The organism is Acinetobacter sp. WU_MDCI_Abxb74 (assembly GCF_025513915.1).
In the GTDB taxonomy this organism is placed as follows: Bacteria; Pseudomonadota; Gammaproteobacteria; order Pseudomonadales; family Moraxellaceae; genus Acinetobacter; species Acinetobacter calcoaceticus_C.
Map to the genome: position 1 here is coordinate 85,246 of NZ_JAHPRP010000013.1, position 23,054 is coordinate 108,299.

General features: G+C 33.5%; 18 protein-coding genes. 5 read left to right on the forward strand and 13 right to left on the reverse strand.

Translation table 11 applies throughout. The features are described 5' to 3' along the window. Window positions 1–19 precede the first annotated feature (19 nt). Genes bfmS through KTH84_RS19100 form a run of 3 tightly spaced genes read right to left on the reverse strand, consistent with a single transcriptional unit; the run spans window position 20 to window position 2,597 of the window. Window positions 20–1,669, reverse strand: coding sequence for a sensor histidine kinase BfmS (gene bfmS / locus KTH84_RS17195; protein ID WP_042896838.1), 1,650 nt, complete (start codon window positions 1,667–1,669; stop codon window positions 20–22). Between the two features lie 32 nt (window positions 1,670–1,701). Continuing rightward, on the reverse strand, window positions 1,702–2,418 hold the full coding sequence (bfmR, locus tag KTH84_RS17200) for a response regulator transcription factor BfmR (protein WP_003653488.1): 717 nt from the start codon (window positions 2,416–2,418) through the stop codon (window positions 1,702–1,704). Then, entirely contained in the window at window positions 2,415–2,597 is a 183-nt protein-coding gene (locus KTH84_RS19100) for a hypothetical protein (RefSeq protein ID WP_016801725.1), read from the reverse strand. Before KTH84_RS19100 ends, bfmR begins: the two co-directional genes overlap by 4 nt. 353 nt (window positions 2,598–2,950) lie before the next feature. Here KTH84_RS19100 and KTH84_RS17205 point away from each other — a divergent pair, with 353 nt between their 5' ends. From KTH84_RS17205 to KTH84_RS17215, 3 genes are all read left to right on the forward strand, one after another. Next, on the forward strand, window positions 2,951–5,782 hold the full coding sequence (locus tag KTH84_RS17205) for a ribonucleoside-diphosphate reductase subunit alpha (RefSeq protein ID WP_202743684.1): 2,832 nt from the start codon (window positions 2,951–2,953) through the stop codon (window positions 5,780–5,782). A gap of 56 nt (window positions 5,783–5,838) precedes the next feature. After that, on the forward strand, window positions 5,839–5,973 hold the full coding sequence (locus KTH84_RS17210; protein ID WP_133975165.1) for a preprotein translocase subunit YajC: 135 nt from the start codon (window positions 5,839–5,841) through the stop codon (window positions 5,971–5,973). Window positions 5,974–6,111: 138 nt separating this feature from the next. Next, window positions 6,112–7,395: a ribonucleotide-diphosphate reductase subunit beta gene (locus tag KTH84_RS17215; RefSeq protein ID WP_262474421.1), complete on the forward strand. Its 1,284-nt coding sequence runs from the start codon at window positions 6,112–6,114 to the stop codon at window positions 7,393–7,395. 727 nt (window positions 7,396–8,122) lie between these two features. Here the strand turns inward: KTH84_RS17215 and KTH84_RS17220 are convergent. Further along, on the reverse strand, window positions 8,123–8,707 hold the full coding sequence (locus KTH84_RS17220) for a resolvase (protein WP_262474422.1): 585 nt from the start codon (window positions 8,705–8,707) through the stop codon (window positions 8,123–8,125). 842 nt (window positions 8,708–9,549) lie between these two features. Between KTH84_RS17220 and KTH84_RS17225 the strand changes: the two genes are divergently transcribed. Continuing rightward, window positions 9,550–10,137, forward strand: coding sequence for a recombinase family protein (locus KTH84_RS17225; protein WP_262474423.1), 588 nt, complete (start codon window positions 9,550–9,552; stop codon window positions 10,135–10,137). 596 nt (window positions 10,138–10,733) lie between these two features. Beyond that, window positions 10,734–11,108 carry a hypothetical protein gene (locus tag KTH84_RS17230; RefSeq protein WP_262474426.1) on the forward strand — a complete coding sequence of 125 codons (375 nt, stop codon included), beginning with the start codon at window positions 10,734–10,736 and terminating at the stop codon, window positions 11,106–11,108. Window positions 11,109–11,195: 87 nt separating this feature from the next. On the opposite strand, the gene KTH84_RS17235 is transcribed toward KTH84_RS17230, so the two are convergent. The 9 genes from KTH84_RS17235 to KTH84_RS17275 form a co-directional block, all read right to left on the reverse strand. Beyond that, window positions 11,196–11,603, reverse strand: a complete 408-nt coding sequence (locus tag KTH84_RS17235; RefSeq protein ID WP_133975177.1) for a hypothetical protein — start codon at window positions 11,601–11,603, stop codon at window positions 11,196–11,198. Between the two features lie 555 nt (window positions 11,604–12,158). Further along, the gene (locus KTH84_RS17240) at window positions 12,159–13,145 is read right to left on the reverse strand and encodes a basic secretory family protein (protein WP_262474428.1); all 987 of its coding nucleotides are present in this window, start codon (window positions 13,143–13,145) and stop codon (window positions 12,159–12,161) included. After that, window positions 13,099–14,613: a glycosyltransferase gene (locus tag KTH84_RS17245; protein ID WP_262474430.1), complete on the reverse strand. Its 1,515-nt coding sequence runs from the start codon at window positions 14,611–14,613 to the stop codon at window positions 13,099–13,101. The genes KTH84_RS17240 and KTH84_RS17245 overlap by 47 nt, the downstream gene beginning before the upstream one ends. A 10-nt stretch (window positions 14,614–14,623) precedes the next feature. Then, window positions 14,624–15,673 (reverse strand): YheC/YheD family protein, encoded by a 1,050-nt coding sequence (locus KTH84_RS17250; RefSeq protein WP_262474431.1) that lies wholly within the window; start codon window positions 15,671–15,673, stop codon window positions 14,624–14,626. After that, entirely contained in the window at window positions 15,673–16,467 is a 795-nt protein-coding gene (locus KTH84_RS17255) for a serine hydrolase (protein WP_262474432.1), read from the reverse strand. Before KTH84_RS17255 ends, KTH84_RS17250 begins: the two co-directional genes overlap by 1 nt. A 3-nt stretch (window positions 16,468–16,470) precedes the next feature. Then, a complete protein-coding gene (locus tag KTH84_RS19020) occupies window positions 16,471–17,196 on the reverse strand; it encodes a CatB-related O-acetyltransferase (protein WP_316249459.1) in 726 nt (241 codons plus the stop codon). 3 nt (window positions 17,197–17,199) lie between these two features. Then, window positions 17,200–18,858 (reverse strand): glycoside hydrolase family 127 protein, encoded by a 1,659-nt coding sequence (locus KTH84_RS17265; protein WP_262474433.1) that lies wholly within the window; start codon window positions 18,856–18,858, stop codon window positions 17,200–17,202. 113 nt (window positions 18,859–18,971) lie between these two features. Next, entirely contained in the window at window positions 18,972–21,023 is a 2,052-nt protein-coding gene (locus KTH84_RS17270) for a type I secretion C-terminal target domain-containing protein (protein WP_197731021.1), read from the reverse strand. After that, the coding region (locus tag KTH84_RS17275) for a hypothetical protein (protein ID WP_262474435.1) at window positions 20,936–23,054 on the reverse strand (2,119 nt) is incomplete at its 5' end. The genes KTH84_RS17270 and KTH84_RS17275, both read right to left, overlap by 88 nt.

Here is a 23,054-nt window from a genome sequence, read left to right on the forward strand (position 1 = left end):
ATGCAATAAAAAAGCACCTTTATGAAGGTGCTTTTTTATTAGCTTTTAAAGGAGGTTGTTTAAAGCGTTTTGCAGGCCATGTCATGATAAAGCGAGCTCCACCTAAAGTAGGACTTTCATCTACTTTAATTTCACCACCGAACCAATAAGCAATACGACTCACAATTGACAACCCTAAACCATAGCCACCCGATGCACGAGTACGGCTATCATCTAAACGGGCAAAGGCTTCAAATACTCTTTGACGATCTTGCTCCGGAATTCCAGCACCATCATCTTCAACACAAACAAAAGCCATGCCATCGCTGTGAATACCACCGGTAATTCGAACTTTGTTATCACAATAACGAACAGCGTTACCTACCAAGTTTTGAACAACCCGATGTAAATAACGACGTTCTGCATCCACCTTCACATAAAGAGGAGGAGCAACAAGTTCAATTTCTTTTTGCGTTTTTAAGGCTTCGGTTTCTACCGCAACCTGATCTAATACATCAAATAAAGTAATTTCAGCAAAATCTAATGAAGGTGTACCCTGCTCTAGTTTTGCATAAGTCATGATTTCATCGATTAAGGTATTGAGCGCCTCAATGTCTTTATCAATCATGTCAACCTGATGCATACGATGATTGTAATCATCTTCTTCTGCCAACATCTCTGTACCAAAGCGTATACGGGCAACTGGCGTTCTAAGCTCATGAGATACGGCTCTCATCAACTCACGCTGTGCCTCAATTAAACGCTGAATATGATCAGACATATTGTTATAACTTGATGCCAAGTTTGCCATCTCGTCACTTCCCTCAATAGGAACACGCAATGACAGGTCACCTGATTTCATGCGGTTTAAGGCATAACGCACTTGGCGAATTTTACGCTCTAACGGCAAGATGAGACCATAAACCCCTAAACTCAATAAAAAGAGGCTAAATAAGGTAATCCCGGCAGAAAGCTGTAGCGGCATCCAGTTAAACATTGGAACTGGTCCAAGAACCAGAACTTGTGTCGGATGATTTGGGATTGGAGATACGATTGAAATGGTTGTGCCACGCATTGTTGCGCTATCTTTGTACAACATGACACTTTGGTCTTGGCGTAAACGACCAATTTGTTCAGAGTCTAAATTAATATCTTGAATGTTATAAATATTAATTGGATATGAAAAATGTTTTTGAATCTTAGCAAGATATTCTTGTTCCTGCCCCGGATAAAACATTAAATAATCAAGTACAAAAATAGGGAGGGCCTTCATTTGGCGCTCACTAATTTTGTCCACTTTTATGGATAAAAAGTGTTGAGGATCATCACGTAAACCAATAATAATATACGCAATACTATTACTGGCATCGTAACGGACAACAGACTTTTGGGCTTCGATTCGTTTTTTCTCGGTACGAGATAACTCAACCTTGCTCGCATCAGTGTAATAAATTGGAAGCTCCAATAAATCTGATGCATCTGAAACCCAGTCTATTTTCTGTTGCTTCCCCGGTTGTCGAGCGACTCCCTCACTAATGACATAAGAAATACCATCAGTTAAAGACTCTCTGTATTCTTGTGCTCGTTGATAATTGATGATTTGTACAAGCAAATAGCCAAAAACGGCAACCAAAACAACAAGAATTACCAGTCCCGCATATATTCGCAGGAATATGCTGTGTTTAAACACTCGACCAACCTTATAGGAAGTTTATACAGACCTTATAACCCGTTGGTTTCTTTAACGAACAAGTAACCTTTACTACGTACTGTTTTAATACGTTTTGGATTTTCAGGATCATCGCCAATTTTTGGACGAATACGTGAGATACGAACATCGATTGAACGGTCCTGACCATCGTATTCGATACCGCGCAAACGTTCAAAGATATCTTCGCGCGATAAGATACGGCCAGCATTTGATGCAAGCAACCATAATAGGTCATATTCTGCGCTAGTGAAATCAACAAGCTCACCATGCAACGTTACTGAACGGCCGCCATTATCAATCACAAGGTCATCAAACTCGATACGTTGTGCAACTTCGTCCTCTACAGTTTTATCTGTACGGCGTAATAACGCACGGATACGGGCTAAAAGTACACGTGGCTGAACTGGTTTAGCGACATAGTCGTCTGCTCCCATTTCTAGGCCAAGTACCTGATCCATATCTTCTGTACGTGCAGTCAACATAAGAATCGGTTGATGATAATGTGGGCGAACTTCACGACAAACGGTTAAACCATCGGCACCCGGCAACATGACATCCAAGACCACTAGATCTGGTTGTTCACTAATAATACGACGAATTGCACGGTTACCATCAGTTTCTACACCAACTTCCAAGCCGTTGCGGATTAAATATTCTTGAGTTAATCGTGCTAAACGCTCGTCGTCTTCAACGATCAGAATCTTTGGTAACTTTTCTTCTTGGCTCATATCATTGCCCCTATAAATCTCATTACATGCATCTTAAAAATCTTGCAGATACATTCGTTTATCATTTGCAATATACACACGTTTACATTGTAAACAAGTAGGCGTTCACCAAACTGATACATGACAACCATGTTTTGTTGCATTTTATTAACCTTTGAATTTTCTCGTGTTTTTAGTATTTAGTTATTGTTATTAAATTTCATATTCTATTCATAATTCCAATGTATGAATATTAAACAAATTATTTCTTTAATTACTTTAATTGTATTTAAGTGCTTGTTTTTTGAGTTATCCACAAAGTTATCTATAAGTGTTTTTTGATAGCTTTGCTATGCTATCTCCCATCAAATCATACAGATAAAAAATTACTAAAAAGTCAAGATTGATCTGCTATGAAAAATCCCGTATCTTGTGTTCAAAATAAACTTTAACTACTAAGTCTTGTGTTTATCCCTCAAACATCGTGGCATACTTTTTGCTCGGTTCAAACGGTCTATAAACATAACAAAAGTGACAATGGAGCTATGCTGGCATGAGCGTAATTACTTCGACTCCCGGTCAAATTCAGGTGATCAAACGCACTGGAGATGTTGCTGCATTTGATGCAGAGAAAATTTCTGTTGCGATTGGTAAAGCTTTTCTTGCTGTGGAAGGTCAACAGAGTTCGGATTCAAGCCGTATTCACGACCGTATTACCCAACTGACGGAAATGGTATTAAATACTTTCACTCGCCGTTTACCATCGGGCGGGACGATCCATATTGAAGAAATTCAAGATCAGGTTGAACTTGCTTTAATGCGTACCGGAGAACAGAAAGTTGCCCGCGCTTACGTGATTTACCGCGAACAACGTACTACTGCTCGTCAGCAAACGAACTCAAACCACCATCCTACTTTACAAGTGACCGATGCAAACGGTCAGCTTCAGCCACTTGATTTAAGTGCATTGCAAGCGACTGTAGCTAAAGCTGCTGAAGGTTTGGAAGGTATTGACGTTCAAGCCATTGTGGATGAAACCGTTAAGAACTTATATAACGGCGTAAAAGAGACTGATATTGCCACCACCATGATGATGGCAACACGTACTCGTATTGAACAAGAACCAAACTATACTTACGTGACTGCACGTTTGCTTTGTCATGAGTTAGTGGGTACAGGTTTAGCATTCTTAGGCTTATCAACAGACACGCCTGAAAATGAAGCGCTTGAAGCCTTCTTGAAAAAAGGTGTTGAGCTTGATTTGATCTCACCTGATTTACTCAATTTCGACTTAGAAAAACTGGCAGCCGCTATTCAGCCAGAACGCTCTAACCAGTTTACCTATTTAGGTTTACAGACTCTATTTGACCGTTACTTCATTCACTCAAACGGCGTGCGTTTTGAATTACCGCAATTATTCTTCATGCGTGTGTCAATGGGTCTTGCATTAAATGAGCAAGATAAAGAAGAACGTGCAATCGAGTTCTATAACTTATTGTCTAGCTTCGACTACATGGCATCTACGCCTACCCTGTTTAACGCAGGTACGTTACGTCCACAGCTTTCAAGTTGTTACTTAACCACGATTGGCGATGACCTCTATGACATTTATGGTGCAATGCGTGACAACGCAATGCTTTCTAAATGGGCAGGCGGTTTAGGTAATGACTGGACACCTGTGCGTGCCTTGAACTCCTACATTAAAGGTACAAACGGTAAGTCTCAGGGTGTTGTTCCATTCTTAAAGGTTGCGAACGATACAGCTGTTGCAGTAAACCAAGGTGGTAAGCGTAAAGGTGCTGTTTGTGCGTACCTAGAAACTTGGCACTTAGACATCGAAGAATTTTTAGAACTTCGTAAAAACACTGGTGATGACCGTCGCCGTACACACGACATGAACACTGCGAACTGGGTTCCAGACTTGTTTATGCAACGTGTATTTGAAGATGGTGACTGGACATTATTCACTCCTTCTGAAACACCAGACCTGCATGACCTAACAGGTGCTGAGTTTGCTGAGCGTTATGCTTACTACGAATCTGTAGCAAAAGAAACAAACATGCTACATAAGAAAGTACGTGCTAAAGACTTATGGCGCAAAATGCTTTCTATGTTGTTTGAAACTGGTCACCCATGGATTACGTTCAAAGATGTGTGTAACTTACGTTCACCACAACAACATGTGGGTGTAGTTCACTCATCTAACTTATGTACTGAAATTACGCTTAATACAAATCAAGATGAAATTGCAGTATGTAACTTGGGCTCGATTAACCTTGTACAACACGTTCAAGGCGGTGTATTAGACCGTGAGAAGTTAGCTCGCACAGTTAAAACAGCAGTTCGTATGCTCGATAACGTTATCGACATTAACTATTACGCTGTTCCACAAGCGAAAAACTCTAACTTGAAGCACCGCCCTGTTGGTATGGGTATTATGGGCTTCCAAGATGCACTTTATGAAATGGGCATGGCTTACGGTTCTGACGATGCAGTTAACTTTGCTGATGAGTCAATGGAAGTGATTAGCTACTACGCTATTGAAACTTCGAGCAACTTGGCTGTTGAACGTGGTGCTTACTCAACATTCAAAGGTTCATTGTGGGATCAAGGTATCCTTCCAATCGACTCTTTGGAAATTGTTGCGAAATCTCGTCCAGAACGCATGTTCGAAGTTGACCGTACTCAACGTTTAGACTGGGACACTTTACGTGCCAAAGTTCAAAAAGACGGTATGCGTAACTCAAACGTGATGGCAATTGCTCCTACTGCAACCATTTCAAACATTTGTGGTGTTTCTCAGTCTATTGAACCAACATTCCAGAACTTATATGTGAAATCTAACTTGTCTGGTGAGTTCACTGTTATTAACCCATACCTCGTTCGTGCATTAAAAGAACGTGGTCTTTGGGATACAGTGATGGTGAATGACCTTAAACACTTCGAAGGTTCAGTACAAAAAATTGCTCGTATTCCTGAAGAATTAAAAGCAATCTTTGCTACTGCGTTTGAAGTAGATACACGCTGGATCGTGGATGCTGCATCACGCCGTCAGAAATGGATCGATCAAGCTCAATCGCTTAACCTTTACATTGCTGGTGCAAATGGTAAGAAACTTGACATCACTTACAAGATGGCATGGTTACGCGGTCTTAAAACGACTTATTACCTCCGAGCTTTAGGCGCAACTTCTGCTGAAAAATCTACAATCAACACAGGTGCTTTAAATGCTGTTAAGCCTGCATCTGTTGAAGTAGCTCCTGTAGCTGCACCTGTTGTAGAAGCAAAAAAACCTGAAGCAGTTGAAGAAGACGGTTTTACCCAAGCAGCTCCAGTTCCAATGGCTTGTTCAATCGACAATCCTGATTGTGAAGCTTGCCAATAACATTCAATAAAGTTGCTCTTTTTCACTAAAGAGCAACTTTAAAAGAGGTAAAGATTATGCTTTTTCATCTTAGTCATAACTATATGCTTGGTGTAGGAGTTTTAATCTTTGCCTTTGTTTTCTTTTATATGCCACTGGTTTACGCATTTTTCACAATACGTAAGCAACAGCGTAAGCAAAATAAGTTGTAGGGAGTAGAGACCAAAGGCCCAAAATTTGGTCGTACATCAATAAAACTTAATTTTGTTTACACATTAAAAGCGTATAGTAGGGACATCTTCGTTTTAGAGATGTCAAATACAGATATATACAACGAAGAGAGAAGAAAAATGTCTATCCTTAGTTGGGACGATTTTGAAGATGATTCGCAAAAACCGGTTGCTCCTGAACTCAAGTCTGCGCCCGTCAATACGGAAAAAACGACTCATTCGCAGAATGTATCTTCTGCGGAGTCATCATCGCAGAGCTTGGCAACTTCACAACCCGCTGGAACCCATTCCGTGCGACCAACAGTTGCCTCCGATACGGTGGCTAGAGCCGCTGCAGCCCTAGAACATTTAGATGCTGCCCCTGGCCTAGAAGAGCTAGAAATGGGTGCACAACGCGTTCAGGTTGACGACAAGGCCATGATTAACTGTCGTGCGGACTTGAACCAGCTTGTTCCATTTAAATATGAGTGGGCTTGGCAGAAATATCTTGACGGGTGTGCAAACCACTGGATGCCTCAAGAAGTTAACATGAACCATGACATCGCGCTTTGGAAGTCTGAAAATGGCTTGACTGAAGACGAACGTACCATTGTTATGCGTTCTTTAGGTTTCTTCTCGACTGCTGACTCTTTGGTTGCAAACAACTTGGTATTGGCAATTTACCGCCACATTACTAACCCTGAATGCCGTCAGTACATTTTACGTCAAGCATTTGAGGAAGCGATTCACACTCACGCTTACCAATACTGTATCGAATCTTTAGGTATGGATGAAGGCGAAGTCTTCAACATGTACCGTGAAGTTCCATCTGTTGCGCGTAAAGCAGCTTGGGGCTTGAAATATACTCACTCTTTAACCGACCCTAATTTTCACACGGGCACGCCTGAAAATGATCAGCTTTTACTCCGTAACCTGATTGCATTCTACTGTGTTCTTGAAGGGATCTTCTTCTACTGCGGCTTTACTCAAATTTTGAGTATGGGTCGTCGTAACAAGATGAATGGTGTTGCCGAGCAGTTCCAATACATCTTGCGTGATGAGTCTATGCACTTGAACTTTGGTATCGATATGATTAACCAAATCAAGATTGAGAACCCTCACCTTTGGAGTGGCGAGTTCCAACAAGAAGTGATTCAAATGATTGTTGAAGGCACAATGCTTGAAATTGAATATGCTCGTGACACTATGCCACGTGGTGTATTGGGCATGAACGCAAGCATGATGGAAGAATATTTAAAATTCATCTGTAACCGTCGTTTAGCACAACTTGGTTTACAAGAGCAATTTGCTGGTGTAACGAACCCGTTTGCTTGGATGTCTGAGATGATGGACTTGCGTAAAGAGAAGAACTTCTTTGAAACGCGTGTAACTGACTACCAAACTGGTGGTGCGTTAAGCTGGTAAGTTTAACCATCTGTCAAACAATAAAAACCGCTATTGATAGCGGTTTTTTTATTCAAGATATAATTCATTAATTTAGATAGAATCAGTAGTTAAAAAAGATTCAAATAAATAATAAAAATCAAAAACATAGAAATTAAAATTCTACGCTAATCAATCAGGAAAATATAAAAATCTTTTTAACATTCAGAAACTAACAACCGCAAATCCAAAACATATTATAGATAATAAGAGCTGGAGCACTTATAGGATAAGTATCACTATCGAGAACTTTATATAGCCTACTTTTATATTTAATAGTTAATAATTTTTCTTTTCGGCTAACTACCAAACCAACTCTATAAATAAAATAAAAAGAATTATTATTAGTTATTCGCCTGTATATAAATTGTACTGAATCTTCTTTTTGAATTTTTGAATGATCAACCTCAATAAAACCATTACAAATAGAGCACTTCCATTTATTTAAATCAATATTCATATCCATATTTTAATTTATTACATCCTATGATTAATCGTATAGTTAGGCAACACAACTTTCAATCAATTAAAATTACACTATAAAACTTATATAACAATATCAATAGAAAAATAAAAACATCAATATGAATTTAATTTAAAAATTAAGATTTAAATTAATAAGTATTAAATTAAAGATTAAAACACAATTTAATACACAACAAGCAACCAAAAAATAAAAATTATTTTAATCTAATATTAATATTTATAATTACTCACTAGATTTTTCAATTATTCTTTGTATGACAGTCCTCGACACAGCAAGATCCTTAGCTAAAGAATATACACTAAATCCTTTTTTAAACTTATTAATGACTTCCTGTTTTTGATCATTTGTTAATTTTTCAGGTCTACCAACTTTTTTAGATAAGCTATGTTTTTTTTGTACAGTTTGATCAGACAAGAAAAGTTTTTCAAAATCAATGCAAATTTCTAAAAAATGGATAAGTTTATTTTTAATATCACCTTCCAACTCACTATTTATATAATCCAATATAAGTAATTTAATTTTTTTTCTTTCAATTAAAATAATTGTAGATAATATTTCTTTAAAACAATTTCCTAAACAGTCAATACTTTTAACAATTAAAAAGTCACCCTCTTCCAAAGAATAATTAATTAAATTAAAAAATATAGTTCTAAAAGTAATAGACTTATCAACTGAGACTAACTCTAACACTACTCTACTATATTGAACTATATGGTTAAAATCATTTAACAATGAAATAAAAAAATCTTTTTCTTTATCAAATTCATCAATATTAGAATTAAACCGCATATAAGCATAAGTACGCATACTTCCCCATTCCTTAGAGTTATGTGAAGTATATTTCCAAAGTATGTTCAAATCAAAGAATTGGTTCTAAACACTTTTAGAGCTTCACTTATTGTTTGTTTTATAATTAATATCTTAAATTTATACTTATTTATATTAATATAAATCTTTTTATAGTTCCACTCATTAAAATAACAAAAAATATATAATATATAAAAACATTATATAAATAAAAAAATAAAAGTATAGTAAATTAATTATTATTTTTAACGTTAGATACCATTAATCAAAATTAGAAAAATATTAACAATAAATTTTAAATAATATTAGAAAAAATATTAAAATTTTAAAAATCTATGGATAAATATATTTATAGCTCCAAAATAAGTAATTCTTATAATTAATTATTTGAATCTGTTTTAAACCTATGTATTTAATTTTTAATAAATTTATACATCCAATCAAAAACAAAATAAAAACAAAAAATAAGTTATTAAAAATCAAATACATAAGTTAATTATCAACAAGCAAAAAACTAATAACATTTTATTTTCTTATATTTTATTTGCTTAAATTAATTTAAATAACAAATAAAACTAGATTTTAATATCAGATTTATATTAAATTCATAAACATTTAAAGTAAATGGTTAATTCAAAATGCAACATACTATATCCAAAAAATTATTAATTAATATACTTATGGATATTAATAAAAGTTAGGAGAAAATAATTATTAGTTATGCACTTAATTTATATGTTTTAAACACTGTATAGTACACTTTTGTGATTTAGTTCATGTTTTTTTTAAAAAAATAAGATGCTAAGATTTGTTTTGTTTTTGTTTAATTTTGGTTTTTTAATATGCGTACATATGCCTATGTTAGAATAGAGCCTAATTTGCAATTTGAATTTTCTAGATATATCTCTTTTTTTAGTGAGTATGGCTATAAAATCCAAAAGAATAGATTAGTAGTAGAAGAAGTATCTGTTGGTAAATCTATTGCTTATAGAGATAAATTTCTTAATTTAATAAGCTATTCTTTAGAAGAAGGAGATGCTTTAGTGATAAAAAGCATGGATTGCTTAGGTAACAGCTTTGAGGAAATTTTAGGAATAGTTGACAAAATTGATCAAAAAAAGATTCGATTAATATGCTTAGATTATTCTAAAAATGAAATTAATGGTGACTTGAAAATTTTCTTCCTCCATTTTTTAAAGTTATCAGCCGAATTTGAGAAGTTGTTCAAGTCTGACAATAAGATATTTAAGGATCACAAACCAACAAGAAAAGTTGGTCGGCCAGAAATTTTAAATAATGAACAAAAAAATAGAGTGATTGAATTATTTAAGAAAGGCTATAGCGTATATTCACTCGCTAAAGAATTTTCAGTTACAAGAACAGTAATCCAAAGAATTTTAAATAATGCAACGAAAAGTAATATATTGTAATTATTAGAATTTATATTCTATAACGCACATGGAATAATATAAAAAAGGAAGAGTAATGATTCATATAATATTAGCAAGTATTAGGCGGCTAAGTAAACTCAACTTCAGATAACGCTAAATTTTAGGAACCAAACAAAATAAACCATTGAAATTTATAAATTCAAAATTTATTTCCGTTTGAAATTTAGATATAAACTATTATATATTAAATTACTTTTTTCCTTATAATTCGTTAAAAGTAATTTTTATAGTTTTTATTATAATTATTTTTTCTTTAAATCCATTATTATTCAACTCCAAATATATCAAAAAAATATTTTATTTTTCAATAATTTAGAAAAATTACTTTAAATAAAATATAATTTATATAAATTTTCTATTGATTATATTATATTTACATCGTAGAGTTGCTTCCTATGAATTAAAATGATTCAACTCTCAAGAAAATCTTTATAGTATAAATCTATTTAGAAATATGGCTTAACAATTTAACCATTTGAAATTTATAAATTTTGGCTTTCAACGAAAGCAATTTTATGCTTTTAAAGCATATATTATGAAAATTTATTTATTTTAAAATATGATAAATATTTAATATGAATGATATTTTTTGGAATTCTTCAATAGGCCCAACCACAGGTAAGATTTATATTCCTACAGGAATTGGACCTTTTCCTACAATTATTATTTTTGATACAGGTTTAATAAAAAGTACAAAAACTTATGCTAGCTTCTATGCAAAAAAAATGAAAGAAATAGGTTTTTCAGTTTTTATAATAAAAATAAATATAAGTAAAAAAAATGAAATAGGTTCAATAATAGAGTATATTTTAAAAAGAAATGAAGTAAACAATAATAAGATATACTTAATAGAAATTGAAAAAAATAATTTGATAGATTTAAATATAGAATTATATAAAAATTATTTTCAGGCTATTGCTTCAATTAATTACTTTAGTTTAAATAGCTAACGTTTAAAAAAAATTCTTAAAATTATTTGAATGTCTTATAGGCAGACTAAGCAGCTAAAGCTTAGTCTACTTTTATGTACTTAATTATTAAAAACCATGACTAACAGATGATTTAGAGACATAAATTGAATTTTGTGGCTTTGCATCTTCTACCCAGCATGATTTAGAGACATCAATCTCCTCACCACTTACTAAAATAATTTTTGTCTGTTTCAAATCACTACTAACATTACTCGCAGCATAGTAATGATGCTTATCACAAATCACTGTTTTCTTATGATTACTTGCATATTGAGCAGCTTTATCTTCGGTAACCTCACCCGTACCTACGCTAGGATAGCCTGATTTTTCTGCTATCAAGTACAACTTATGATTAGCAATGGTATTAATAGAAGCTGGTGAATAAACCGATTGATGCCCATACGGTTGATTCACGCATCCAGCTAAGATTAATGTTAATGAAAATACGATTTGAGTTAGAATTAAATTCTTCATTAATTTTAATCCTCATGTTAAATATATAAACATCCATTTTTATAAAACCCATCTTAAATTAAATTTTATAGAAGTAGGATTATTAATAATAGATATGTCACTAAAATAAGTTTAAGTGAATTTTAACTTTACACTCTTAAATAAAAATAAAAGAAATCAATATAGTTTAAATTCTTTATCAATTAAGAAGAGTCCACACCCTAAAAGACTGTGGACTTAGTGAATATCACTCAAACCTGAAATACGAGGATAATTATATAATAAGCATCCTCAAGATTATATTCACATGAGAGCTAAACCTTATCAATTACAAATTAATTAAGTGCAAAATAAATTTTTATAAGAAAAAAATTATCCTTAATTTACATGCAATAAGCTCACTCACAACTTAAAAAATGTTTTAAAATTATGTTTTAAATCCTTTTTTTAAGTCACCTTTCAATTAAAAAAGTACTTTTTTAATAATTTAAAAAATTACACTTTTAGAAAATATTAAAAATATAATAAAACTATTTTATAATTTTTATATTTAAAATTAATTATAGACACCAAGAATTACAAAGATAAAAAATCTTTCTCATCAGAATTTAGTTTTATTCCAGATTCTAGGATTGTTTTTTTAAGGCATTTAATAACTATTGCTGAGTTATAAAAATTATTATATCTATTTAATGGAAGTAAGACACTTCGATCACTTGCTGCTAGTGATAAATTTGATAAAAAATTCCTCATAAATATATAACCAGAGAAAGACTTATCTTTAAAAACTAAACTACCATCAACATACGTACGCTTTATTATGCTATCTGGTAAATTCAATTGATTGTCATTCATCTTAGACAAAAAAGCTAATCTATACCACAACTTATTGTAAGGTACTTGGTAAATATTATTTTGTAAACTGCTACTACTTGTTGGTAAAAGAACTCTCCCCTTTATATCAATGTCATCTTTTCTTAATAATCTTTCTGACCAGTTTGCCATACCTTCAAGATACCAACTTGGTTTTAATGGACTATACCCATATTGATAAAGATGAAATATCTCATGAGCAACAACTGTCCAGTAATTACCCGGAAAATTTTTTAATCTACTATTTAATTTGATTAATAATGCTTTTTCTTTTTTTGTCCCCTCAAAACTGGATAAATAGGGTTTATCGTAGGCAATACCATTATAACTTAGACCAACTATATGAATATCAATATACCTTACCTCAGATTTATATCTAGGGCTATTGAGAGGATTAATAAAACCTAGATAGTCAAGTGCATCTATAGTTGCATTAGCTTGAATTGCAATGTTTTCTATATAATCTGGAATATTATTTTTATTGATATCTGTCTGTTCTATCTCATTCAGACTATAGACCACCCTAATTTTTCCAGATTTATAATATTTTTTTTCTTCTTTGATAGCCATATTTTCTTTATCCGCCGCTAAACAAGCCAAACTCAATGATGAGATTAAAAATAAGAAAATAATCTTCAACATATCATTTAAATATAATATTTTTCCATAACTTAAAATTATTGTCATCATTGAATCTCCATACAGATTTAGCGCAGTTTTTATGGAATAAATTTATTTTCTCTCTATTATTTAATAATTCTACAGTAGTATTAATAAATTTTTCCGTGTTATTATCCTCAATCAAATATCCATTATAGTCATTAATAATCATTTCACTGGGTCCATAATCAATATCAAAAGAAATTACTGGACAATTATTCTTTAGAGAATCTAGTATAGCCATACAAAACCCTTCAGATCCGCTAGTAAATAACATTAGATCTGCATTTTTGAGTACGGAATTTACATCGGAAACGAAATCTCGTAGTCGGACTATTCCTTCCAAATCATTATTTTTTATAATTTTTATTAAGTTTTCTTTTTCAGGTCCAAAACCGTAAATATCTAAATTTGCTTGAGGAATTTTTTTGTGAATTTCACCAAATATTTCGATAAGTAAATCTAGCCTTTTTACTTTATCAAATCTTGCTAAGCATACACATTGATATTTCTGTCGTGAAGTTGAACTATCACCAAAGCTTGTACTTTTGTAGAAATGTGGGATAACGGTATAGTTAGAATAAGAACCAAATCTTTCACTAAAATCTATTTTTTGTTTCTCTGTTAGAAAAATAAGATGATCTATTTTATCTAAGTTCTCAATATAGCTATTGTAGTGAGCATTGGTTTTTGAGTATTTTTCTCTAGCTTTTGAATAATGTGCAGCATGAATAATCCCAATCACAGTAGAATTTTCTTTTTTATTCAATAGTAAGTTTTTTGCAAAAACTATAGCTCTGTCAATAATATAAACCTTGTGCTCATTCATATTAATTTTGGATAAAGTATATTCAAACAATTCAATTTCTGAACTAAACTTTCGTGAAATTACACCCTCCGCTTCATATAGATATAGACTAACTATCTTTCCTTCCTTATTATAATTTCTAGATAGAACAAGATGATTATTAATATCATAAAAGTCTTCCGTGATAACTAATCTATTACTATCTAAGACTTGTGATGAGCTCAAAACTCCCTTTTCATTAAATTTCAATCTTTTAACTATTTGTCCGGATTCAAAAATATTTATATGACTTAAAAGTCCTTGCTTATTTTTAACATAATATTTACAGAGTTTATTTTTATCATCAAAGACTTTAAAATTTCCTAAACTATCACTTTCAATACTTTTTTCTTCTATAGTAAATTTATAATTTTCTTCAGCTTCAAAATTAATTGAAAATTCATTTTTTTGATAAAAAGAATATAAATTTAAAAAATTAATATTTTCATTTACTTCAAAATCCAACAATTTACTTATATACAGATCCTTATAAAGTAAATTAATCATAGGGTTATAAGAAAGAGTACATATATTTACTTTAATTCTATTTCTACTAAATAAATCTGCTCTCTTGATCAATGCAATTAATAGACCATTTTTTTCCTGCTTAATTGCAGGATAAAGCATATATATACTCTTTTCCTTTAACATTATGATTCCCTTATCTTAAATTGATAGGTAAAAAGTTATTTTTGAAAGGGGGTTTTGCATTTTCTTGTAACCACTCATAGTAATCAACCTGAGCTTTAGCTACAGGATAGGCCATAAATCCAATTCCGGGGCCTGCATTGACTTCAAATATAGCAATATTCCCTTCCTGATCAATGCCTAAGTCTAATCCTAATGAATCTAAACGCCATGCATATTGCTTTTGAAAAGCGAGTGGAAATTTTTCGAAGATCTTCTTTATACTTTTATTAATTTTTTCAAATGAGTCTGGATAAAATTGTTCTAAAAACATTTTTTCACGCGTGGTAATTAAAGCTCCTTGCATACCATTTGTAATATCAATATTTTTATTAATATTTACATAGGGAAAGAATTTTATTAATTTCCACTTTCCACCTGCACCTCTACTAATTTGCATCCGAAAGACTGTATTAAGTGAATTATTTGTAGAACTATTAAAATATTTACTTAAGGAGTAACCTTTATTTTTGATATCTTTATCAAAAAAATTTCTAAGTTCATTTTTATTAAACTCATATCTTTTATCCAACTGTTTTACTATATATTTTTTACCTAAAAATTCTACAGAAAAAATTCCTTTCCCTTGATTACTTGATAATGGTTTTAATATCACTTTCTTATATTTTTGAATTGCATTCGAAAGATCATCAAATTCTTTACAGTCATCAACACTTATCAAGAATTCATTGATATCTTCAATTTTTTTAAGTTTTAGGTCAACATTTTTTTTTGTTCCAATTCTATTTGAAGTAAAAGGAATTATTTCTGCTAATTTTAAATATATTTCTTTATCCTCAGCCTTAACAGCTAGCCTATTTTGAATTACATCAGGAAAGTTAAATTCTTTTTCTAAAACTTTTCCATTTAATATAGTCTTACCTACTATCTTTTCAGTTTCAAAATATACATCTTTTGCTGTAAAAACATAAGCTTCATGCCCTCGACTTTGGGCAACAATTATGAAAATTTCCTCTACATCTGTTAGATTCTTTGCTGGTTTTAAAATTCCAAATATAGACATTATATTACTCCCATTAAATCATTAATTATTTCTTGATCAATCAATCTACTATGATCACTTTTTGAATATCCTAGACAAGCAATAAGGTAATTATTGCGTATTTTTACTATCTGTATACTATTAAATACATTGGGAAAAAGTGTTCCTGTTTTAATAAATATTTTTTCATTTGTTTCAAAATCAATATTGATATAATTTTTATTTCTCTGAACAACGATACTCTGATGAGCATAAAATAAGAAAGATTCTATTTCTTTGTTCTTCAACATATTTACAACTAGTTTCAATAAATCATCAACAGTTGTATATTGTTTGTTTTTATATAAGCCATGGGAATTTAAAATATTTGTAAGTTTCATCCCGAGTTTATTTATTAATTTTATTGCATGCTCTTCATAAGAAATTTTCGTTTTTTCTTCAATTACTTCCTTTAAAACCTCAGCACTTGTATTACTTGATTTAAATAACATATTTTTAAGTAAGTCATTAATTGTTATAAGATCATTTTCAAATAAGTTATAACCACTTCCAACAATTAGATTATTTTTTTTAATTTTCACAATCTCTCTTAAAGAAATATTTAAATCGAATACCAAAAAGAGTGTTAACAATTTTATAACTGACCCAGGTACAATTTTTATATTTTCGTTCCTAGAATAAACCTCAATACTATGCTCTTCATCAACAATATAGATTGATAATGATTTAGCAGAGATTCTCTCAATTTTTTTCATAATTGAGTTAAATTCGGCTAATCCTATTAATCTAGTATCAATAGTTGTAATAGTGCTCATTCTTCACTCCACTATTAATTTTTCTAAGTTCATTTTTACTAAATTGTTTTTTTGTAAATTAAATTCAATTAAAAATTTTTGAATATTATCTATTTCCATTTTTTGAATATCTGAAAATCCATATTCCCACCATTTTGATTTTAATAAATGGTTAATAATATCCTCATCAAATCTGTATTTTATAATTTTGGCTGGATTACCACCGACAATTGCATAAGGGGGAACATCCTTTGTAACGACTGAATTTGCAGCAATTACAGCTCCATTTCCGATAGTTATTGTTGGTTTTAGCAACACCCTTGCCCCTATCCAAACATCATGACCAATATCAAGTATTTTGAACTCAGGGTTATTTGGTAACCTTCGAGCATTTTGATCCATCTTATTAACTTCCAAATATTTTTGATAAATTATAAAATTTCGATCATATGTTGTTGCTGAGGTTGTGAGCCATTCATGAGGATGCCTTAAACCAAGCACTCTTACTCCCTCTGCTATTGAGCAATACCGACCAACTTTAGTCGTAATTGGTAATACAGACCAGCTATAAGAAAATGCCCCCATACTCCAAACATTATTACCGACTAAAAATGCACAAAATGGTTCAATTTCTACTTTTTCGAGAAAATTAATGTAATCTTCATCAAGAAACCTTGAGTTACCATTACGAGTAAAATATATATTATGTTTACTCATATTTTTTTTTAGCTCTATATATTGTCTTTTCATATGTCACTCAAAATATTTATAAAAAGCTACTAAACCAGATAAATTATGCTCTTGATCATCTATTCTTGCTCTAAAACGATCATGCCTAACAAAGAATGCATTCTTAATTTTGTCTGGCCTAGCCATATACATCGCTAATTCTGGATAAAAGAAACCTGTAGAAAGTTGAAATTCAACTCTATATTTAATTAATTCTTTTAATTCATTAAACTTAGCTTCATTAAATAAATCTAGATAACCATTATCTCGCATATATAAAACCATTTTATATGCTGACATCATCATTTCTAAAAATGTTGCATAAGCAGTTTTTCTATTTTTAATAAAATCCATGTGATTCAGATAATTATTCATTCCGAATTTAAAATATTTTTCTTCAGGACATATTTTTGTTAATTCATTTGTACAATAACTTAACCAATGATCATGATATTTATCATATTTTTTAACAATAAAATTATCAAATATTAGTTTAACTGTATTTAGTAAATCTTCATCTTTGTTAATCTGATATAAACGTAAGAGCCCTAAAGCAGCTTCACCATCATAATATACAATTCTAAATTTTTCTTTTACACTTAATGAAGGATAATTTAAAATATGACTAGTCTGTCCATGTTCATCAATCATATATTGTATCCCTTTTGCTAACATTTCAGCATTTTTAAGATACTTATCATTACCCGTTATTTCCTGATATTTAGCAAGCATAAAAATTGTAGTTGCATTTGATCCTAATTTTATTTCTAAATCTTGTTCCCCATCAATCATAAATCCTTTTTCTTCTATAATTTTATAAAATTTTTCGAATGCATACTCCATAGATTTTTCAATTTTATCTAAATATTTTTTATTAAAATCCACTTCCAATGTTTCTAACAATGCATATAAAGATGTACAATGTCTGACAGTATTATAGCTTTTAATCTCCCTATCATACGCGGGAAAATATCCATAAACAAAGCGACCATCATCCATAATTTGATTATACAAAAACTCAGCATTATTAATAATAATTTCTTTAATATCAGCATTATTAATTTTAGAATTAAATCTTATTCCATTTGCTACACCTCTAGTCTGCAAATCAATAAACACCCCATTTTCATAAAAAGCAGCTATAGTATCAAAAACCCACACTTTTTTTATATCATCTAATTTAAAATACTTAGTAATATTTTTATATTTTGCTTTTATCGCATCATTAAGGTTCTTTTCATCAAAAAAATTAGGTTTATCAAATGAAATACCTTTTATAATAGCTTTACTATATATTTCTTGTTCTAAAAAACATATATTAAATTTTTCATCAAAGCTAACACCTTTTCTATAATGATTATTATGCTCCTGATTTAAAACAGAAAAATCAACATCTCCCCAGTTCTCCTCACTAATATTATATGCAATATCTATTTTAAAAAACTCAGGTAATCCTCTATTTTTAGAATATAATTTATCTAAAAAAGAATATATTCTTTTTAATACAGTATTAATATTTTCATCAAAAGTATTCCATACTTCACAGCGTTTTTTTTCATTTCCAACAGATAAGAAAATACATATATCTTTCTCCATTTCAGAGTGGCTTTTTAATTGAATTACCAACCAATCTTTTAATTTTCTTTTGAATTCCTCAAATTTACTATATGTATTAATTTCCATATTATCTCTTCAAAAAATCTTTTAACTTATTATAACATATCACATTTAATATAAAAATTATTTAGACAAAATAAAAAGAGGATCCGTAGATCCTCTTTTATTAAGTAATCAAATTAAAATAATATTTGACTATTTTGTAGTAGTTCATCAATCGTAGTATTAGTATTTTTAATAGTTAAGATTTCTGTAGAATTATAAGATCCTCCACTTCCATCTCTATCTATATTAATTACTGTATCACTACCTACTTGAGTAGCAGTTACATATTGACCAATATTTGTATTATTAACAGACTGACCTGATAATAAATTACTTATATCGATTTTATCTCCTTCTGCTTTATTAAAATCACTCCAAGTATCTGAACCATTTCCACCTGTAGGATCCGTAGCATTTAGAAGTTTAAATATAACTGTATCTGCACCAGTACCAGTTGTATAAACATCATTTCCTGATGTACCAGAAATTAAATCATTTCCAGTGCCCGTTTCATAATGTCTACCCAAATTAATTGCTAATGTAGCTACATTACTTTCATCACCATTCGCAGCTATAAGTTTATAATTGAAACTTGTAGTTTGACTTCCGTCTGCTGTGGCATTTGGAGTAAATGTATATGTACCGTTTGCAGTAATATTTAATGTTCCATTACTGTAAACTAAAGTTTGACCAGTAGCTTCAACAAATACACCAGCTGCATTTTCCACAAACAATTTAGTACCCACACCTCCTGTTACGTCAGTACCATTACCACTATCATCAGTAATTATGTTACCTGTCGCTGGAGTAAACTCTCCAGAAGCAGTAAATGCATCATAATGTGTCACTGTTGGTTGAACTGAAGTTTGTACTGAAGTTGTATTAGTGCCATTAATAAGGAATGACTCATTACTTTCGGTACTTGTATAAACTACACGCCATTGTGTCGCTACACTATCCGCTGGTATTGAATAACTATTATCAATGATCGTAGCATTCGACCCACCTAGGAATGGATGACTATAAGTTGTAGTTGGTGAAACATATACAGTTTGCCAGCTACCCCCTACCAATTTTTGTACGCTATAACCGAAGGTATCATTATTAGCGCCAGATGAATCAGTTGTAGTAACTTTGATAGATAAAACAGCTGAGGCATTTTTATCTACAGTAATAGCATCTGAAGTATCTGTTCCAGGATTACGCGTATAAGTATAACCACCAAATAAGCTACCAGTACGAGTAACCGAAGCCGTCATTGAACCAAGATCTGCTGATTTTGTTTCAACAAAGTTTGTGTAATCTACTTGAGCGCCATTGATATCATTAGTAGCAACTAAATCAACTGTACCATCCAAAGTAGGGTCAGTTGGCCAGTTAATGTCTACTTGAGAACTATCAATTCGGATATTGAGATTAGCTGTCGCTGTATTTCCATCAACATCTTGAATTGTATAAGTAAACGTATCAACTTTACCTACTGAGTTAGGAATTTCCGGATTTCGGATGTATTCATAATTCCCATCCTTATCAATATAGAGGTCACCATAAGCACCTTCTATTTTTTGGAAACCATTATCAGATTGATTCACTGTTAATGTATTACCAGTCTCAGAAACTACTTGCGTAACGACTAATGGCTGACCTTCAGGATCAACATCCGCTACATCTCCTAGTCCTTCAGGAACAATGACATTGCCACTTACAACAACCTCACCATAATCAGTTGCTACGCCACCTGATGGAATAGTTAAAGTTGGGAAGCCTAAACCTGTAAAGTTAAGCCCTTGGTCATTTGTCATGACAATGGCATATTGACCTTCAGGTAAATCATTAATTGTCGTTCCGCCTGTATAGAATCCTACAAGTGCTGCAAAAGCAGTTCCGGCGTTTGGAATATGCTCATAAAGTTCATACTCTCCTGTATTTTCATTTAGGCGAAGAACATCGAGGCCTAAACTCACAATACCCACACCTGCATATAAGCCACTGATATTTACATTAAAGTCCTGCAATGTTCCTTGAGGAACTTCTACTTGCAAGGCATTGTTCGCAGCCCAAGTCCAATCCAAAATCAAACCATCATAAGAAGGTAAAACTACAGACGTCTTAGATTGTGTAGGTACAGAGCTTGTCGTCGGATCAATATTGGCATCGAGCGTTGCCAAATCATCATTCGCAACCAAGTCCGAATCCGAGTCAGAATCGCTGTCAGAGTCCGAGTCAGAATCGCTGTCAGAGTCCGAGTCACTGTCAGAGTCACTGTCGCTGTCAGAATCAGAGTCAGAGTCAGAGTCGCTGTCGCTGTCGCTATCAGAGTCTGAGTCACTGTCAGAATCAGAGTCACTGTCAGAATCACTGTCCGAGTCCGAATCGCTGTCCGAATCAGAATCACTGTCCGAATCAGAGTCAGAGTCGCTGTCAGAATCAGAGTCGCTGTCAGAGTCAGAATCGCTGTCCGAGTCCGAATCGCTGTCAGAATCCGAGTCACTGTCAGAGTCAGAGTCGCTGTCAGAATCCGAGTCGCTGTCAGAATCAGAGTCGCTGTCGCTGTCAGAGTCAGAATCGCTGTCCGAATCAGAGTCACTGTCTGAATCAGAGTCGCTGTCAGAGTCCGAATCACTGTCCGAATCCGAGTCGCTGTCCGAATCAGAGTCGCTGTCCGAATCAGAGTCGCTGTCCGAATCAGAGTCGCTGTCCGAATCAGAGTCACTGTCAGAGTCCGAGTCGCTGTCAGAGTCCGAGTCGCTGTCAGAGTCCGAATCGCTGTCAGAATCAGAATCGCTGTCAGAGTCCGAATCGCTGTCCGAATCAGAGTCACTGTCCGAATCAGAGTCACTGTCCGAGTCACTGTCCGAATCAGAGTCACTGTCCGAATCAGAGTCACTGTCCGAATCAGAGTCGCTGTCAGAGTCAGAATCACTGTCCGAATCAGAGTCACTGTCCGAATCAGAGTCACTGTCCGAATCCGAGTCGCTGTCAGAGTCCGAATCGCTGTCCGAATCCGAGTCACTGTCAGAGTCCGAATCACTGTCAGAATCAGAGTCACTGTCCGAATCAGAGTCACTGTCCGAATCCGAGTCGCTGTCAGAGTCCGAGTCGCTGTCAGAGTCCGAATCGCTGTCAGAATCCGAGTCACTGTCAGAGTCCGAATCACTGTCCGAATCAGAGTCACTGTCCGAATCTGAATCACTGTCAGAATCGCTGTCCGAGTCCGAGTCACTGTCAGAATCAGAATCGCTGTCAGAGTCAGAATCGCTGTCGCTATCCGAGTCACTATCGCTATCCGAGTCACTGTCCGAATCCGAGTCGCTATCAGAGTCCGAGTCGCTGTCAGAGTCCGAGTCGCTGTCAGAGTCAGAGTCGCTGTCAGAATCCGAGTCGCTGTCAGAATCAGAGTCGCTGTCAGAGTCCGAGTCGCTGTCCGAGTCAGAATCCGAGTCACTGTCCGAATCCGAGTCAGAGTCGCTGTCAGAGTCACTGTCAGAGTCAGAATCGCTGTCCGAATCAGAGTCGCTGTCAGAGTCTGAGTCGCTGTCAGAGTCCGAATCGCTATCAGAATCCGAGTCCGAGTCACTGTCAGAATCAGAGTCACTGTCAGAGTCCGAGTCACTGTCAGAATCAGAATCGCTGTCGCTATCCGAATCGCTGTCCGAATCCGAGTCACTGTCAGAATCAGAGTCGCTGTCAGAATCAGAGTCGCTGTCAGAATCAGAATCGCTGTCAGAATCAGAGTCACTGTCCGAATCAGAATCACTGTCAGAGTCCGAGTCACTGTCAGAATCAGAATCGCTGTCAGAGTCAGAATCGCTGTCGCTATCCGAATCGCTGTCCGAATCCGAGTCACTGTCAGAATCAGAGTCGCTGTCAGAGTCCGAGTCGCTGTCAGAGTCAGAGTCAGAATCACTGTCAGAATCAGAGTCGCTGTCAGAATCCGAGTCACTGTCAGAATCCGAGTCACTATCAGAATCCGAATCGCTGTCAGAGTCCGAGTCGCTGTCAGAATCCGAGTCACTGTCAGAGTCCGAGTCACTGTCAGAGTCCGAATCGCTGTCGCTGTCAGAATCCGAGTCACTGTCAGAGTCCGAATCGCTGTCGCTGTCAGAATCAGAGTCGCTGTCAGAATCCGAGTCACTGTCAGAATCAGAGTCGCTGTCAGAGTCCGAGTCGCTGTCAGAATCAGAGTCACTGTCAGAGTCCGAATCACTGTCCGAATC